The following is a 16,146-nucleotide window of genomic DNA, read 5'->3' on the forward strand; positions in this document are numbered from 1 at the left end:
ACAGAGAACATGACATCCACCCCGCCGGTATCCCCGGAGTTCGCCGCAGCCACCAGTGACCACGAATGGGTCGAGATCAACGGGAATCACCTGGCCGTCGAGGTGCTCGGACCCGAGGGTGCGCCGGTCATCATCACCCATCACGGCGCCCCGGGGCTCGGGTCGCGTGCCGAACCCCGGGCCAGCTTCGGCCGCCTGGCCGACGAGTACCGGGTCGTGGTGTTCGATGCGCGCGGCAGCGGCGTGAGCGAGGGCGAAGGGACGTACAGCCACGAGCAGTGGGCGGCGGACATCGACGGTCTGCGGGAGTGGATCGGCGCCGACAAGATCGCGATGGCGGGTGGCTCGTACGGCGGCTTCATGGCGATGGAGTACGCCCTGCGGTACCCGGAGCGCGTGTCGGCGATCGTGCTGCGTGATACGTCGCCCGACAATTCCAACGCGCATCTCGCGCGTGAGAATGCCCTGGCCTCCGACCGCGTCACGATCGACATGGAGAAGTTCGACCGTATCGATGTCGGGCAGGTGCACGACGACGAGGATCTGAAGGACTGCTGGCGCGAGATCCTTCCGCTCTACGACTTCGTCTACGATCCGGAGGCGACCGAGCGCAAGGTGCAGGCGACGCCCTATCGCTATCGCGCACACAACTACGCCTTCTCCGTGAACCTCCCGAACTACGACCTCAAGCCGCGGCTGCCCGAGATCGGTGTGCCGACACTCATCACGGTGGGGCGGACGGACTGGATCACGCCAGTATCGTGTAGCCAGACGATCGCCGATCTCATCCCGGACTCCGAGATGGTGGTGTTCGAGAAATCGGGGCACTCCCCGCAGATCGAGGAGGCAGAGGCGTGGACGAAGACCGTGCGCTCGTTCCTGCACCGGGTGTACCCGCCGACCCGATGAGCAGCGTTCATCCGACCAGGGAAGTCAGCGATCTCGATCGACGGATCGTCGTCGCACTGCAGCAGGACGGCAGGGCGAGCTGGACATCGATCGCGGAGTTCGCGGGAGCCCCCGTCTCCACAGTGACCCGTCGCGGACAGCAGCTTCTGGCCGAGGGGCTGGTCCGGGTGGGGATCGTGCCGACCCTGGGCAGCGAAGGCCACGTCGAGACCTTCTTCGTGCGCATCAACTGCACCCCTGGGGCGCAGCTGACCGTCGCGCAGGCGCTGATCGGCTCGCCCTACGTGCGGTTCGTGACCCTGGTCACCGGAAAGTTCGACGTGTTCGCCGAGGTCGTCATCCCTGGAGACTCCGCGACGTACGCGCACGTGCTCACGGATCTCCAGGCGATCCCGGGCGTCGAGCGCTGGCGCAGCGACCTGGTCGTGCACACCTACAAGGTGAGCTTCGACTGGGGACGACAGCTCTACGACGCGCACGCCGAGGCCGCGAGCGACCCGCAGTCGTACATGCCGGCGCCGAACACGTGCGACCCCACGCACTTCGACGACGCCGACCGGGCGATCGTGGAGGAGCTGCGCCACAACGGGCGCGCGTCGTTCCAGTCGATCGGCGACACCCTCGACATGAACGAGAGCAGTGTGCGTCGTCGCTATGAGCGCATGCGCAACGCCGGGTGCCTGACCACGGTGACCATGGTGCCGGCGTCGGCGCTGGGCATGAGCGCGGAGACACTTCTGATCCTGCGGGTCGAGCCGTCGCGGATCGCTTCCGTCGCGCAGACACTGGCCCACCACGTGTCGGTGCGATTCCTCGCGGCCGCGCTCGAGGAGAACTCGCTCTATTGCGAGATCATCCTGCCGAGCACCGAGACGCTGCACGACTTCCTCACCGGGACCATCGCCCACCTCAAGGGGGTCAGGGGCTGGAACGCCGCGATGGAGCTCGTCTTCATGAAGCGCGGTTTCATCGAGACTCCGTGGTGGAGGGCACAGGTGGCCTCGGCTGGGGCCGTCGAAGCAGGGGCGTAGGCGGTCGACCCTCCGACGGCACCCTCGGGGCGCAGTGTCAAGGGGCTTCCGTCCCGCCCTTCCGTGGCGCACTCTTTTGGAAGAGAGAGTCCTGGAGGGCCCCACATGTCTGAACTTCCGGATCCGCGTTTCATGTTGAACCGCATCACGGCCTCGGAGTGGGTGATCAACGACCTCCGCTACTCGCCCAACGATCCTCGGCATGTGGTGGCGTGCGTGTACGAACTCGCGGCCACCGAAGTGGAGGTGACGTGGCTGCGAGACCTGCCGCTCGCCACCCGCTACGGGACGGTCTTCGAGGTGCTCGAGGACGTCGAGAAGTTGCGGGACTCGAACCGCGCGACACCTCCGATCTCCATCCCGAGTCGGCCGCCGCTGCTGGCGACCTAGACGAGACCGCGGAGGTCAGAGCAGCTGCAGATCGGTGATGCAGGTGCGGTCCTCCGGCGACGTCGTCGAGATCGGCACGGTGCCGGTCAGCCCCGCGCTCTCGACGGTGAGCGTCGCCTCGATGCCCCGCGGTACCCAGAGCCCTGTGAAGCCGTTGTCCATAGTGCGCCGCGTGTCGTCGGCGAGCACTGTTCCGTCGGTGGCGGTCAGGGTGATCCGGACCTCGGCGTCGGAGAGTTCCCCGATGCACGTCGTGAGGCTGTGGAAGTGGCACTCGTGGGTCTGTTCGCGGAACGGCGCTACCGAGATGTACACCGCATCTTCGGGCAGCGGCATCCGGCTCTCCCGCTCGTCCGCGTCGCGGAGGACGAGTGCATCGGGTTCGACGGACGCGAGGAGATCGGTCGGCCTGTCCGCGACGGGCATCGCGTCTAGTCGTTCGATCACCTCGACGACGTCGAGACCGGCGAGGTCGTGGGCTTCCAGCAGGTCCTGCGCCCCCGAGGCGGCACCGGCGGGGGAGTCGGGCCCCGTGCATGCCGCCAGCGCGATGGCGGCGACGGCCAGTGCGGCGATCGCTGCCGACAGTCTCCTTCGGCGGGGCGGAGCGGAGAGCACGGGTGTGATGGGGCGGAGGGAGTGGTTCACGGTGAGGTCCTTCGGGTGGGGTGGGTTGAGGCGGGGCCGGTGTCGTACGGGGCACGTCGACACCCGGCCCCACCGGGATCAGAGAGCGGCCAGGAGATCCTTCATCTCCTGGATCTCGTCGTTCTGCGCGTCGATGATCTTCTGGGCGAGTGCGATCGCTTCCGGGCTTTTTCCGTTGTCGATCTGCACCTGCGCCATCTCGACCGCGCCCTCGTGGTGCACGATCATCTGCTCGAGGAACAGCTGCGACGCTTCGGGACCGTCAGCAGCACGCAGCTGCGCGAGGTCGTCCCCGCTCATCATCCCGTCGCCGTGGTCCATCCCGTTCGCGTCGCGGTCGTCCGAGCGGATGCCCCAGTCGTCCAACCAGCCTTCGAGTTGATCGATCTCCGGGCCCTGGGCGGCCTTGATCCGCTGGGCGAGGTCGACCACCGCGGGGTCGACGCCCTCCGCATCGAGCACGAGATCGCTCATCTCGATCGCTTGCTCGTGGTGGACGATCATCATCGAAGCGAATATGACGTCGACTTCGTCGACGCCGGACGAGGACGACGTCGAGCGATGGCCCATACCGGGCATGGAAACCTCGTCGGTGCCGGCCCCGCAACCGGACAGCAGCAGGGCGGCGGACAGGGTGAGTGCGGCCAACGCCGCAGCACGAATCTTCATGGGTGTTCTCCAATACGCATGGTCGTTGCGTGCACGCCGGACGGCGGCACGCGAAGTGAGATACCGGGAGCGTCAACGCAAGAACGCGGGCTCCGCGGCGGCTCAGGTGCGACTGATGCAGAGAACGTGAAGAGAGGGGGCGCGCGGCAGAACCCGTGCGCGGGAGAATGCGAGGAGGGGAGACCGGAGGAGAGGCTGCGTCCAGCCTCGGAGCACTCCCGGGGCGAAGAGGAGCACGAGGGCGAGCAGGAGCGCGAGGACGCACATCATCGCCATGCCTGAATGGTCATCGGTGCCGCAGCCCGCGCAGGACGTCTCGGCCGAGCCGGTGGGGGTTCCGGACGGGTGTGCCTCTACTGCGCCATGGTGCGCCGATGCGGATTCGTCCGCGGACGTCGCCACCGCTGCGGGGCTGTCCGCTGCTGCGGTTCCGTGCAGATTCAGGGTGTGCATGCCGAGCAGCCCGACGATGAGTGCGGCGACGAGCAGCACCGCAGACAGGAGACCCCGGAAGACGCTGGACGAGCTTCTCCCGGACCACGTCGCCGCCGCCGGTGCCATGGGAGTAAGTCTACGGGCGTGCGTCCGGCTCAGACCTCGGTGTCGTCCTCGTCGTCGGCTCCGGCTGCGACGCGGTCCGCTTCGGCGCTGTCGATGAGAGCGTCATCCACATCCGGGTCGAGGATGCGCTCCCCGTCCACTTCCTGGGTGGGTGCTCCCTCGCGGTCGTCGTCGTGGGGGATCGGCGGGATCGGGGGGATGATCGGGTTCGACATGATCGCATCCTTTCGTCGAGATGCGTTCACGATAGATCGCGCCGTGCGCGGGCCGAACCGGGTTGACGCTGGTGAGCACGCACGCTAGGGCGGATCCGCAGACGGGGAAAGCCCCCGGAGAACCGGGGGCTTTTCGGTGGACCTGAGGGGACTCGAACCCCTGACCCCCTGCATGCCATGCAGGTGCGCTACCAGCTGCGCCACAGGCCCAGACGCTGTTCCGAACCGGTCGGAGCAACTTGAAAAGAGTACTACACGAATCGGCGCGAGCACCAATCCGAGTAGCCATCCCGGGCGCGTCATCGTGCGGGGTGAGGCGTGCAGGAACAAGCGCACCGTCGAGGATGTTGATAGCGGCGTGAGCATCCTCGACAGTCTGGTGATCGGCGCAGGGCAGGCCGGGCTCTCCGCATCGTTCCACCTCTCGCGGCTCGGCATCTCGCATGTCGTCCTCGATGCCGACGAGCGGCCCGGCGGTGCGTGGCAGCACCGGTGGGACGCGCTGACGATGCGCGACGTGCACGGTGTCGCGGAGCTTCCGGGCGACACTCCACCGCCTCGCGACGGGGCCCGCGCGAACGCCACGGTGCCGGCCTACTTCGCCCGATACGAGAAGACGCACGCGCTTCCGGTGCTCCGCCCTGTGCACGTCGAGCGAGTGGAAGACCGGGACGGATCGCTCGTCGTGCGAGCCCGGGAGGGGGAGTGGATGACCCGCACCCTCGTGAATGCGACCGGCACCTGGTCGCAGCCATTCCTGCCGCACTTCCCCGGCATGGAGACCTTCGTCGGGGAGCAGCTGCACACCGTGGACTATCCGGGGCCCGAGCACTTCGTCGGCAAGCGCGTGCTCGTGGTCGGGGGTGGCGCGTCTGCGGTGCAGTTCCTCGGAGCGCTCGCGCCGATCACCGAGACGCTGTGGGTCACCCGCCGGGCACCGGTCTGGCGGGAGGACGACTTCACCCCCGAGGCAGGGGCCGCAGCGGTCGCCCTCGTGGAGCAGCGCGTCGCCGCCGGGCTGCCTCCGCAGAGCGTGGTCAGCGTCACCGGGCTCATGCTCCGCCCGCAGGAGCGCGAGGCCGAGCGGCTCGGCGCGTACGCGGACCGCCGACCGCTGTTCGAGCGGATCGAACCCGACGGTGTGCGCTGGGCCGACGGCAGTTTCGAGCGCGTCGACGTCATCCTCTGGGCAACGGGGTTCCGCCCCGCGATCACTCATCTGGCCCCTCTCCATCTGCGCAGCGCAGCCGGGGGCATCCAGCTCGACCGGAACGGGCGAGGCGTGACCACCGTGGTCGATCCTCGTGTGCAGCTGGTCGGCTACGGACCCTCGGCGAGCACGATCGGCGCGAATCGTGCCGGCCGCGCGGCAGCGAAAGGCGTGCAGCGGGCACTGCGCTCGGCGGACACACGCGTCACCAGCGGTTGAGCACCTCTTCGGCGAAACCTTCGATGCCGTCCACGCGAACCCGCGTTCCCGTGTCGTCCAGCACCCACCCCGTCCAGACGCCGAACAACTGATCGGTCCTGCTCGCGATGACGACGGCGTTGGTACGGGCCCGCTTGTCGTAGAAGGGAGAGAAGGTCAGGTCGGCCGTCTCGCCGTGCACCCGCCACGGACGCAGGAAGTCCAAGGGGTCGTAGTCCCACACCAGCTCTTCGCTGATCTTCGACAGGTGTCCGTCGACCACCACGGCGTTCTCCGTCGCTCCCGAGCCGTCCGTCCACTTCGAGCCGAGCTGCAACCCCACGACCCGCCCAGCGACGATGCCGCTTCCGGCCGCCCAGTTCCAGTGCACGCGGTACGGCCAGCGACCGCGACCATGGTCGAGCACGGCCCAGCTGCCGGACGGCAGCTCGTGCGCGATGCCGTCGACCGTGACGGTTCCCGACGCGGGCCGACCCACGTCCTTCACCGTGTACTGGAATCTCCGGGTACTCCCTCTTCGCCGCCACGGCACGACCACGCCGAGCGACTCGTGGCCCGCGGGGCGTGCCGCGTACAGGTCGAACGAGAGCCGCGGAGCACTGCCACGCAGACGCGTCCCCTCGACGGCGTCATCGACCTCGAGGCTGAGGCGGCGGGTGCGCGCGGCGGCGGATCCCTCCCCAAGCGACGACGGCAGCATCGCGCTGCGTCCGCCCGGGGAGATCACGGTGGATCCGATGTCCTCGCCCGTCGCCCGATCCAGAACCCAGATCTCGTGCAGAGACAGGTAGTCGACGCAGGAGATCGTGAACGCGATGATGTGCGAGGGCGACATCACGTTCCAGTACTCCCAGCGCTTGTTGCGCCCCCAGCGTCGGCGGCCGGGGATGCCGGAGGTGTCGTGCAGCGGTGTGCGTGACCACCCGAGGGCACCCGGATTCAGCGTTCCCTCTGCAGTGGTGAGGGAGACGCGTCGGGTGATCTCACGCTCGATCAGCGGTGTGGGCATCATCGTCCTGGTGTGCGGATGCCGTTCGAGCCGGCACCTTCGCCTCGAGTGTAGAGGATCGGATGTTCCGGGTCAGCGACCACGAGTCGCGCCGACGTCAGTTCGGGCGCGTAGGGTGAGGGCATGTCCCGCATCCTCGTTTTCGGCGGCCACGGTCGCATCGCGCTCCTGCTCGCTCCTCTGCTCGTCGCGCGAGGCGACGAGGTCACGGGGGTGATCCGCAACCCGGCGCATGTCGCCGACGTCGAGGCGGGCGGGGCGAAGGCCCTGGTCGCCGATGTCGAGAGCATGGACGTCGAGGCACTCGCCGAGATCATCCACGGTCATGACGCGGTCGTCTGGTCCGCCGGTGCCGGTGGCGGGTCCGCTGAGCGCACGTACGCAGTCGATCGCGATGCCGCGGAGCGATCGATGAACGCCGCCGAACGGGCCGACGTGCGGCGCTACGTGATGGTTTCGTGGCTCGGCTCGACGGCGGACCACGGTGTTCCGGAGGACGACTCCTTCTTCCCCTACGCCGATGCCAAGTGGGCTGCGGACGAGCACCTGCGCGCGAGCGGGCTCGACGGCACGATCCTCGCACCGGGCACGCTCACGTTCGACGAACCGACCTCGCGGATCCAGATCGACCCCGCGGGACGAGGCGCGGTGTCGCGGGCCGACGTGTCGGCCGTCATCGCCGCGTCGCTGCACGCGCCGTGCACGATCGGCCGGACGATCCGCTTCGGCAACGGCGACCCGGCGTCGGCAGTACCCATCAGCGAAGCGCTCGGCTGCTGATACGGCGGCACAGCACGGAAGTCACCATGCCCCGACCCCGCCGATGGACGCTCGGCGCCCTCGCCGTCGCCGCGACAGCAGCGCTCTGCGTCTCGCCGGCAGCTGCCGCATCGAGCGGAGTGCCGACCACGGTTCCGACTGCCGCTGCAGCAGGTGCCGAGCGCGGTGACCCGACCGCGCGCGCGACCGTCCTCGTGCGGGGAATGTCGGTGGCGGAGCAGGCATCCACCGTGGTCATGGGGCACGTGGCGGGGACCGACCCTGCCGCGCTCCGTGCTTATATGGAGTCCGGGCTGGGCGGGTTCATCCTCATGGGGGCGAACATCCCGGCCACCGAGGGCGAGTTGCGGAGTCTGACCACCGCTCTGACGGTGGATCCCGAGTTGCCTCCGCTGATCGCCGTCGACCAGGAGGGCGGCATCGTGTCGCGCCTGCACGGTGATGACTACCCGGCGTCCTCGTCGTTGAAGCACCTCCCGGTCGCCGATACGGCGGCGGCGTTCACCGCTCGCGGTTCGCTGGTCGGGGGTGCGGGGATCACGGTGAACTTCGGAACGGTCGCCGACTTCACGCCAGACCCGGGATCCTTCATCTTCGGCCGCGCTCTCGGCACCGATCCGACGAGCGCCGCGGAACGGGTGTCGGCCGCGACCGGCGCCCAGGAGCAGTTCGTCGCCTCCACCCTGAAGCACTTCCCGGGGCACGGTGCCGCGCCCGGTGACTCGCATCACGCGATCCCGAGCACGACGATGGGTCTCGACCAGTGGCGCGACACGGTGGCGGTGCCCTTCGCCGCGGGGATCGACGCCGGGGCATCCCTGCTGATGTACGGGCACCTCGCCTACACGGCGGTCGACGCGGCGCCGGCGTCGCTTTCCGCGACGTGGCACGAGATCGCCCGAGACGAGCTCGGGTTCGACGGCGTGGCCGTCACAGATGATCTCGGCATGCTGCTGTCTTCCGGTGACCCCGCCTACGCGGACCCGGTGGCGAACGGAGTGGCCGCGATCGCAGCGGGGAACGACCTCGTACTGATGATCGCCGGTTCCGATGCGCGCACGGCGGGATCGATGGCGGCCGGTATCGCCGCGGCGGTAGAGAAGGGGACCCTGCCGGCCGAGCGGCTTGAGGACGCAGCGACACGGGTCGTCGCACTGCGGCTGGAACTCGCGGCGTCGACGATTCCGTGGGCGGTCTGCGACGAGTGCGAGCCGGTCGGCTGACCGCTGCTCAGGCCGCCTCGCGTGCTCCGTCGCCGAGCCAGGCGCGCAGCAAGGCGGTGCGCAGGGTGGCCCCGCGTTCCGCGAACACTCGCTGTCGGCGCACGTACTCGGCCTTTCCCTCGGGTCTCTCGATGGGCACGGGAACCACATCCCACCCGGAGAGGTCGTACGGCGCCGCCTGCATGTCGAGAAGGCGGATGTCGCGAGCGAGCTCGAACGAATCCAGGAGGAGCTCGCCGGGGACGAGGGGTCCGAGCTTCGTCGCCCACTTGTAGAGGTCCATGCCCGCGTGCAGGCAGCCGGGCTGCTCGAACAGGGGCTGCTGGTCGCGACTCAACGAGGTGCGATTTCGGGGGACTGCCTCGGGGGTGAAGAAGCGGAAAGCGTCGAAATGGGTGCAGCGGAGGTCATGGGCCTCGACCACGGCATCCGTGCCGGCCTGTCCCAGCCGCAACGGCACCGCGTGTCGATGCTCGTCAGCGCGATACACCATCGCCCACTCGTGCAGACCGAAGCAGCCGAACTGCCCGGGCCGCGACGCCGTGCGGCGGAGCATCTTCTCGATGAGAGCCGCCAGCTCCGGCTTCTCCCGGCCGAAGGCGCCGGCATCGGGCACAGCGCTGCCGGCGGATCGTCCGGGGGAGTACCAGCGCCAGTCCAGGCGTTCCACGGCGTCGGCCAGAACGACACCGGCTCCGGGGTGCCAACGACGCAGCTGCGCGGGTTTGTAGGAGTAGTACGTGAAGAGGAAATCCCACACCGGGTGCTTCTCTGCTCTGGTCGCACGATCCCGGTGGGCGGCGGTGAGCGCATCGGCACGCTCGCGATGTGCGTCTTCGCGGAGCTGCCAGTCCTGACGGGCGAGGGACATGTCAGTGCAGGATGCCGGCCTCGCCGAGCAGATCGCGCAGCCCGGCACCGTCTTCTGCGCTCACCCAGGGAGCGACGTCTTCGGAATGGGGCTCGCGGCCGGCGCGGCCACCGGCCAGCACCGCCTCGGCGGGAAGGAGGCGACGGATGGCGACCCCGGCGACCGAATCGGGGTGCTCGTCCATGAACTGGGAGTAGATGGCCTCGTCGTGCTGTCCGTCATCTCCGATCAGCAGCCACTTCACATCGGGGAACTCCGTCGCCAGACGTCGCAGATTGGTGAGCTTGTGCTCGCGCCCGCTGCGGAACCAGCGCTCGTGCGTGGGTCCCCAGTCGGTGAGGAGCATGGAACCTGCGGGGAACAGATGGCGGCCGAGGAAGCGCCACAGCGTCGGGGCGACGTTCCACGCCCCGGTGGAGAGGTACACCATGGGGGCGCCGGGGTGCTGTCTCAGCAGCTGGTCGAGCAGGACGGCCATCCCGGGCACGGGCAGGCGTGCGTGCTCGTCGAGCACGAACGAGTTCCAGAACGCGATGAACGGACGAGGCAGCGCCGTCACCATCACGGTGTCGTCGACGTCGGACACGACCCCGAACGTCGTGCCCTCGGCGACGACGAACACCCGTGCCTCGACGGGCTCCTGTCCCTCCACGGAGAACGAGAAGGTCTGCCAACCCGGTTCCAGGTCCACGTGGATCGTCGAGTCGACCACACCTCCACGGTCCGCGACGACCTGGTGCGTGGTGCCGCCGATCTGCACGGTCACGGCGGCGAAGCCCACGGGGATCCCGACGAAGCTGCGCCAGCCGCGTACGCTCGCGGGCTCGCCGTCGCGTGTGCGGCGCTGCGGCGGGACGATCAGCACACGGCCTACGACCCGCACCCACCCGGGCCCGCCGTATCCGGGGAACGGGAGGATCGTCGCGACGCGGCCACGACGGCGCGCGCGACCTTCACGCCAGACGTGCAGGCGATGTTCGAGTCGGGCGAACCAGTGGATCCGGGGCGCCGGGGGAGCGGATGCCATTGCCTCAGTCTTTCACGTCGGCGTCGGCCTCTGTCTCCGGAGCCTTCAGATGACGGGACTCGGCCCGCTGCAGAAGCTTCTTGCCGAGATAGATCAGCAGCAGGAACACCGCGATCACGCCGACGAAGATGTACCCCGCGAAGTGCACGCGGTCGACGAGCTCCCGGAAGCTGCCCGCCGCGAGCGAGGTGACGCTCACGTAGGCGCTCGCCCAGAGGATGCACGCGGGTGTCGTCCAGGCGAGGAACTTGCGATACGGGTACTCGCTCATGCCGACGGTCAGCGGCACCAGTGAATGCAGGACCGGCAGGAAGCGTGAAAGGAAGATGGCGATGCCACCGCGGCGTTCGAGGTAGTTCTCGGCACGCACCCAGTTGTGCTCACCGATTCGGCGTCCCAGCCACGACACGCGGATGCGGGGTCCGAGCCAGCGCCCGAGCCAGAATCCGATGCTCTCGCCGATCAATGCGCCGATCACGACCGCGATGCCCATCGCGATGCCTTCCCACGGCGTCGCGACCCCCATCGAGGCGATGATGACGATGGTGTCGCCCGGGACGACCAAGCCGATCAGAATGCTCGTCTCGAGCATGACGGCGAGTCCCGCGATCAGGGTGCGGGCGACCGGATCGACCGACTGCACGGTGTCGAGGAGCCAGATCAGGAGGTCGTCCACCCCACGAGGATACGGGAGCATCCCGGTCCTAGGCTGGAAAGGTGCCCGAACAGCTGAACGCTCGACTGCTCCCCTCCTGGGTCGAGCCCTCGTCCGTGTTCCGGATGCTCGAAGCCCGCGGTATCGACCTCTTCTGGCTCGACGCCGGCGCGCGGGCGACGGAAGGGTGGAGCTTCGTCGGAACGGGGAATCGTTCGACCCTCCCGCGGCACGTGTCTCTCGACGTTCCCTCGGGCGATCCCGCGCGACCGCCGTTCACCGGAGGATGGGTGGGCTGGCTCGACTACGAGAGCGGGGCATCTGCGTCGGGCGCACCGGTCGCCCCGTCGGAGCACGCGCTCGGAGGGGCCTGGCTGCTCGCCACTCACGTCGTCGCGTTCGACCATGCACGCCGTCGCACGTGGGCGCTCTCCGCCCCTGATGACCTCGGGCCCTGGACAGATGACATCCGCGCAGCGACGGCGGCCGTGGACGCCCCCGGTGCGGAAGACGCCTCCGGGAGCCGGGCCCGCTCCCCGCACGTCGCGGAGGCCAGACACAGCCCGGACGAGTACGCCGCGCTCATCGAGCGCTGCCGTGACCTCATCCGTGCGGGCATCGCCTATCAGCTGTGCCTGACCACCCGCTTCACCGTCTCCGGCGTCCAGGACACGGTCGCCGTGTACGACCGCCTTCGAGGAGCCACGCCCGCGCACCACGGCGGCTTCGTCCGGATCGGCGGACGCACCCTGCTGAGCGCCAGCCCGGAGCAGTTCCTCCACGCCGCAGGGGGCGTCATCCGCACGCGTCCCATCAAGGGAACGAGACCCCGCAGCGCCGATCTCCTCGAGGATGCCGCGCTCGCCGCGGAGCTCGCGGCCGATCGCAAGGAACGCGCGGAGAACGTCATGATCGTCGATCTGATGCGCAACGATCTCTCGCAGGTGTGCGTGCCGGGGACGATCCGCGTCGAGGGGCTCTGGGTGGTCGAGAGCTATCCCGCCGTGCACCAGCTGGTGAGCACCGTGAGCGGAAGAGCCGAGGCGCGGACGACGGTCGGCTCCCTCCTCGACGCCACCTTCCCGGCGGGCAGCATGACGGGCGCGCCCAAGCTCTCGGCGATGACCAGGCTGCACGAACTCGAGGGGGGCGCGAGGGGAGTGTACGCGGGGTGCTTCGGTTACGTCGGCGTCGATGGCGTACTCGACCTCGCCATGGTCATCCGCAGCATCCTCATCGACGGGGATCAGGCGGTGGTCGGCGCCGGTGGCGGAATCACCTGGGGCTCGGTCGCGGCCGCCGAGGTCGCTGAGGTGGCGACCAAGGCACGGGCGCCACTAGCGGCGCTCGGTGCGGAAACGCCCGCGTCCTGGCGTTCCGATATCCTGAACTGATCCCGCTTTTCCCTTCAGATTGGTCGTGCGTTCGTTGTCTGAAAACCTGTCCTCCGCTCCTGCCGACGACGAGGCCCCGTCGGCGCACGCCATCCAGAGCAAGTGGCAGAAGTACTGGGCGGAGAACGGCACCTTCCTCACGGGCGGCGACGGCGACACCCGCCCGCGACGGTACGTGCTCGCGATGTTCCCGTACCCGTCCGGCGACCTGCACATGGGACATGCCGAGAACTACCTCTACTCCGACATCGTGGCCCGTTTCTGGCGCCACCGTGGGCACAACGTGCTGAACCCGATCGGCTGGGACTCGTTCGGTCTGCCGGCTGAGAACGCCGCGATCCGCCAGGGCGCCGACCCTCGGGACTGGACCTATCAGAACATCGCCCAGCAGAAGGTGGGCTTCGAGGCGTACGGCGTCTCGTTCGACTGGAGCCGGGTGCTGCACACGTCCGACCCCGAGTACTACCGCTGGAACCAGTGGCTGTTCCTGAAGCTCTACGAGCGCGGGCTGGCCTATCGCAAGAAGAGCCCGGTCAACTGGTGCCCGAACGATCAGACCGTGTTGGCGAACGAGCAGGTCGTCGACGGGCGCTGCGATCGCTGCGGGGCCGAGGTCGTCAAGAAGAAGCTCACTCAGTGGTACTTCCGGATCACCGACTACGCCGACCGTCTGCTCGACGACCTGAACCAGCTCGAGGGGTTCTGGCCGCACAAGGTGCTGCAGATGCAGCGCAACTGGATCGGTCGCTCGGTGGGCGCCGACGTCGACTTCCTGATCGAGGGTCGTGAAGAGCCGGTCACCGTGTTCTCGACGCGCCCTGACACGCTGCACGGCGCGACGTTCTTCGTGGTCGCACCCGACTCCGACCTGGCGTCCGAGCTCGCCGCCGGTGCCTCCGAGGACGTGCGTCAGCGTTTCCAGACCTACCTGGAGCAGGTGCAGAAGGAGACCGACATCGACCGGCAGTCCACGGACCGCCCGAAGACCGGTGTGTTCCTCGAGCGCTACGCGATCAACCCCGTCAACGGCGAGAAGCTGCCGGTATGGGCGGCCGACTACGTGCTCGCCGACTACGGACACGGTGCCGTCATGGCGGTGCCGGCGCACGATCAGCGCGACCTGGACTTCGCCCGCGCGTTCGATCTGCCGGTCAAGGTCGTCGTCGACACGACGGCTCCCGTCACCGGCGCGATGCCCGTGATCGAGGTCGACGAAGACGGCGTGCCGATCGACACCGGCGCCGCGTTGGAGGAGCAGAGCCCCGCGGCCACCGGCGTCGCACTCACCGGCGAGGGCCGCATGATCAACTCGGGCGCTCTGAACGGTCTGTCCAAGCGCAATGCCATCGCGCGGGCGATCGAGCAGCTGGAGGCTTCGGGCACCGGCCGTGCCGCCAAGAACTACCGTCTGCGTGACTGGCTGATCTCGCGTCAGCGGTTCTGGGGAACGCCCATCCCGATGCTGCACGCCGAGGACGGGAGCATCATCCCGGTTCCCGAGGACAAGCTCCCCGTGAAGCTGCCGAGCGTCGAGGGACTCGACCTCAAGCCCAAGGGGACCTCGCCGCTGGGGGGCGCCGAGAGCTGGGTTCGCACGACGGACCCGCAGACGGGCGATCCGGTGCTGCGCGACCCCGACACGATGGACACGTTCGTGGACAGCTCGTGGTACTTCCTGCGCTTCCTCTCGCCGAACAGCGACACCGTGGCGTTCGACCCCGCACAGGCCGCTCGCTGGGCGCCGGTCGACTCCTACATCGGCGGCGTCGAACACGCGATCTTGCACCTGCTCTATGCGCGCTTCATCACCAAGGTGCTCTTCGACATGGGGCTGATCGACTTCACCGAGCCCTTCTCGAACCTGATCAACCAGGGCATGGTGCTGCTCGACGGGCAGAAGATGTCCAAGAGCAAGGGGAACCTCGTGCTCTTCCAGGAGGAGCTCGACGCCCACGGCGCCGATGCCCTCCGCGTGGGACTGGCGTTCGCCGGTCCTGTGGAGGACGACAAGGACTGGGCCGACGTGTCGACCACCGGTGCTCAGAAGTTCCTGGCACGTGCGATGCGCGTCGCCGGCGAGGTGTCGAGCCCGGTCGACGTGGTCTTCGACGGCGGGGACGCCGCGCTTCGCCGTGCGACGCACAAGCTGCTCTCGGAAGCGCCGGCACTCGTCGAGCAGACGAAGTTCAACGTCCTCGTCGCGCGGCTCATGGAGCTCGTGAACATCACCCGCAAGACGATCGACGGTGCGGCCGGCGCGGGGGATCCGGCCGTGCGGGAGGCGGCGGAGACCATCGCCGTGATGCTCGACCTCGTCGCGCCGCACACCGCGGAGGAGATGTGGGAGATGCTCGGCCACGAGCCGTCCGTCGGCCTCGTGACGTGGCGCTCCGCCGACCCGGCGCTTCTGGTCGAGGACACGGTCACCGCCGTCGTGCAGGTCGGGGGCAAGGTGCGGGCGCAGCTCGAGGTGCCGGCACGGATCGGCGAGTCCGAGCTCGAGGAGCTCGCCCGCGCGGATGAGCGCGTGATCCGTTCCATCGGAGACCGCGAGATCGTGAAGGTCGTCGTGAGGGCGCCCAAGATCGTCAGCTTCGTCGTCAAGGGCTGATCGGCTCCCCTCCACGGTGGACGCCCGCGAAGGGTTGTCCACCGGGGATGTCTCGGGGTGCGCAGGAGCTCCACGCGCTCGCCTAGCTTGGCCGGATGGCATCCTCCCCGCAGGCACCATCTCCTCCACCTCCCCGTCGGCGGCTGCGCCTGAGCATCGGCGCGGCTGTGGTGCTGGGGCTCGCCGTCCTGTCCGCAGCCGTGGGATGGGGCATCCTTCGGGGCCAGGCGCCACCCGCCGAGGCCGTGTCGCTCGCGCACGACGAGGCGGTCGTCGGCACCACCGGAGAGCTCTACGTCCACGTGCTCGGCGCGGTGGCGACCCCCGGTCTCTACGTGCTCGATCCGGGTGCGCGCCTCGTCGATGCGCTGGCGGCCGCCGGCGGGACCACGGACGCCGCCGATCTCGCGGCGGTCAATCTCGCTCGGGTGCTCGAAGACGGAGAACAGATCACCGTGCCGACGGTCGGCGCGGGCCCCGACGCGTCGGGCGTCGCCTCATCGGGGGACGACCGCATCGACCTCAACAGTGCAGACCAGGCCGCGCTGGAGACCCTTCCGCGCATAGGTCCCGCACTCGCGGCACGGATCATCGCCTGGCGGGAGGAGAACGGTCGCTTCCGGTCCGTGGACGACCTTCTCGCCGTCCCCGGCATCGGGGAGAAGCTGCTCGCCGGCATTCGCGATGGTGCCCGCGTGTGAGGCGCCGTGATCTGCGGCTGTTG

17 protein-coding genes and 1 tRNA gene are annotated in these 16,146 nt (G+C 68.8%); 9 read left to right on the forward strand and 9 right to left on the reverse strand.

The features are described 5' to 3' along the window. The first annotated feature begins 9 nt into the window (after positions 1–9). The 3 genes from LC041_RS10055 to LC041_RS10065 all read left to right on the forward strand — a co-directional run bounded on the left by LC041_RS10055 (position 10) and on the right by LC041_RS10065 (position 2,330). Complete coding sequence (locus LC041_RS10055) at positions 10–909, forward strand: alpha/beta fold hydrolase (RefSeq protein ID WP_226532964.1); 900 nt, start codon at positions 10–12, stop codon at positions 907–909. Further along, positions 855–1,940 (forward strand): Lrp/AsnC family transcriptional regulator, encoded by a 1,086-nt coding sequence (locus tag LC041_RS10060; RefSeq protein WP_226532965.1) that lies wholly within the window; start codon positions 855–857, stop codon positions 1,938–1,940. Before LC041_RS10055 ends, LC041_RS10060 begins: the two co-directional genes overlap by 55 nt. A gap of 105 nt (positions 1,941–2,045) precedes the next feature. Next, positions 2,046–2,330 (forward strand): hypothetical protein, encoded by a 285-nt coding sequence (locus tag LC041_RS10065; protein WP_226532966.1) that lies wholly within the window; start codon positions 2,046–2,048, stop codon positions 2,328–2,330. A gap of 15 nt (positions 2,331–2,345) precedes the next feature. Here LC041_RS10065 and LC041_RS10070 read toward each other — a convergent pair whose 3' ends face one another. The 5 genes from LC041_RS10070 to LC041_RS10090 all read right to left on the reverse strand — a co-directional run bounded on the left by LC041_RS10070 (position 2,346) and on the right by LC041_RS10090 (position 4,633). Further along, entirely contained in the window at positions 2,346–2,978 is a 633-nt protein-coding gene (locus tag LC041_RS10070; protein WP_226532967.1) for a CueP family metal-binding protein, read from the reverse strand. 78 nt (positions 2,979–3,056) lie between these two features. Next, entirely contained in the window at positions 3,057–3,647 is a 591-nt protein-coding gene (locus LC041_RS10075; RefSeq protein WP_226532968.1) for a DUF305 domain-containing protein, read from the reverse strand. A 102-nt stretch (positions 3,648–3,749) separates the two neighbouring features. Further along, positions 3,750–4,208, reverse strand: a complete 459-nt coding sequence (locus LC041_RS10080) for a DUF6153 family protein (RefSeq protein ID WP_226532969.1) — start codon at positions 4,206–4,208, stop codon at positions 3,750–3,752. Positions 4,209–4,237: 29 nt separating this feature from the next. Further along, on the reverse strand, positions 4,238–4,423 hold the full coding sequence (locus LC041_RS10085; protein ID WP_226532970.1) for a hypothetical protein: 186 nt from the start codon (positions 4,421–4,423) through the stop codon (positions 4,238–4,240). Between the two features lie 137 nt (positions 4,424–4,560). Continuing rightward, positions 4,561–4,633 (reverse strand) — tRNA-Ala (locus LC041_RS10090). 148 nt (positions 4,634–4,781) lie between these two features. Between LC041_RS10090 and LC041_RS10095 the strand changes: the two genes are divergently transcribed. Continuing rightward, the gene (locus LC041_RS10095) at positions 4,782–5,852 is read left to right on the forward strand and encodes an NAD(P)-binding domain-containing protein (protein WP_226532971.1); all 1,071 of its coding nucleotides are present in this window, start codon (positions 4,782–4,784) and stop codon (positions 5,850–5,852) included. Here LC041_RS10095 and LC041_RS10100 read toward each other — a convergent pair. Then, positions 5,839–6,864, reverse strand: a complete 1,026-nt coding sequence (locus tag LC041_RS10100) for a DUF2804 domain-containing protein (protein ID WP_226532972.1) — start codon at positions 6,862–6,864, stop codon at positions 5,839–5,841. The two genes, LC041_RS10095 and LC041_RS10100, sit on opposite strands and share 14 nt — an antisense overlap. Positions 6,865–6,984: 120 nt before the next feature. Between LC041_RS10100 and LC041_RS10105 the strand changes: the two genes are divergently transcribed. Together LC041_RS10105 and LC041_RS10110 are read left to right on the forward strand one after the other, a co-directional pair. Next, entirely contained in the window at positions 6,985–7,641 is a 657-nt protein-coding gene (locus tag LC041_RS10105; RefSeq protein ID WP_226532973.1) for an SDR family oxidoreductase, read from the forward strand. A 26-nt stretch (positions 7,642–7,667) separates the two neighbouring features. Further along, entirely contained in the window at positions 7,668–8,864 is a 1,197-nt protein-coding gene (locus LC041_RS10110; RefSeq protein WP_226532974.1) for a glycoside hydrolase family 3 N-terminal domain-containing protein, read from the forward strand. 7 nt (positions 8,865–8,871) lie between these two features. Here the strand turns inward: LC041_RS10110 and LC041_RS10115 are convergent, their stop codons facing one another. The 3 genes from LC041_RS10115 to LC041_RS10125 are packed head-to-tail and all read right to left on the reverse strand — an operon-like array spanning position 8,872 to position 11,438. Further along, the gene (locus LC041_RS10115) at positions 8,872–9,735 is read right to left on the reverse strand and encodes a 3-methyladenine DNA glycosylase (protein WP_226532975.1); all 864 of its coding nucleotides are present in this window, start codon (positions 9,733–9,735) and stop codon (positions 8,872–8,874) included. Position 9,736: 1 nt separating this feature from the next. Continuing rightward, on the reverse strand, positions 9,737–10,762 hold the full coding sequence (locus tag LC041_RS10120) for an App1 family protein (protein ID WP_226532976.1): 1,026 nt from the start codon (positions 10,760–10,762) through the stop codon (positions 9,737–9,739). Positions 10,763–10,766: 4 nt separating this feature from the next. Next, on the reverse strand, positions 10,767–11,438 hold the full coding sequence (locus LC041_RS10125) for a DedA family protein (protein ID WP_226532977.1): 672 nt from the start codon (positions 11,436–11,438) through the stop codon (positions 10,767–10,769). Between the two features lie 41 nt (positions 11,439–11,479). Here LC041_RS10125 and LC041_RS10130 point away from each other — a divergent pair, with 41 nt between their 5' ends. From LC041_RS10130 to LC041_RS10140, 3 genes are all read left to right on the forward strand, one after another. After that, the gene (locus LC041_RS10130; protein ID WP_226532978.1) at positions 11,480–12,811 is read left to right on the forward strand and encodes an anthranilate synthase component I family protein; all 1,332 of its coding nucleotides are present in this window, start codon (positions 11,480–11,482) and stop codon (positions 12,809–12,811) included. Positions 12,812–12,845: 34 nt separating this feature from the next. Next, positions 12,846–15,422, forward strand: coding sequence for a leucine--tRNA ligase (gene leuS / locus LC041_RS10135; RefSeq protein WP_226532979.1), 2,577 nt, complete (start codon positions 12,846–12,848; stop codon positions 15,420–15,422). Between the two features lie 95 nt (positions 15,423–15,517). Then, positions 15,518–16,123 (forward strand): ComEA family DNA-binding protein, encoded by a 606-nt coding sequence (locus LC041_RS10140; RefSeq protein WP_226532980.1) that lies wholly within the window; start codon positions 15,518–15,520, stop codon positions 16,121–16,123. Positions 16,124–16,146 lie beyond the last annotated feature (23 nt).

Source organism: Microbacterium paraoxydans, assembly GCF_020524545.1.
Taxonomy (GTDB): domain Bacteria; phylum Actinomycetota; class Actinomycetes; order Actinomycetales; family Microbacteriaceae; genus Microbacterium; species Microbacterium paraoxydans_C.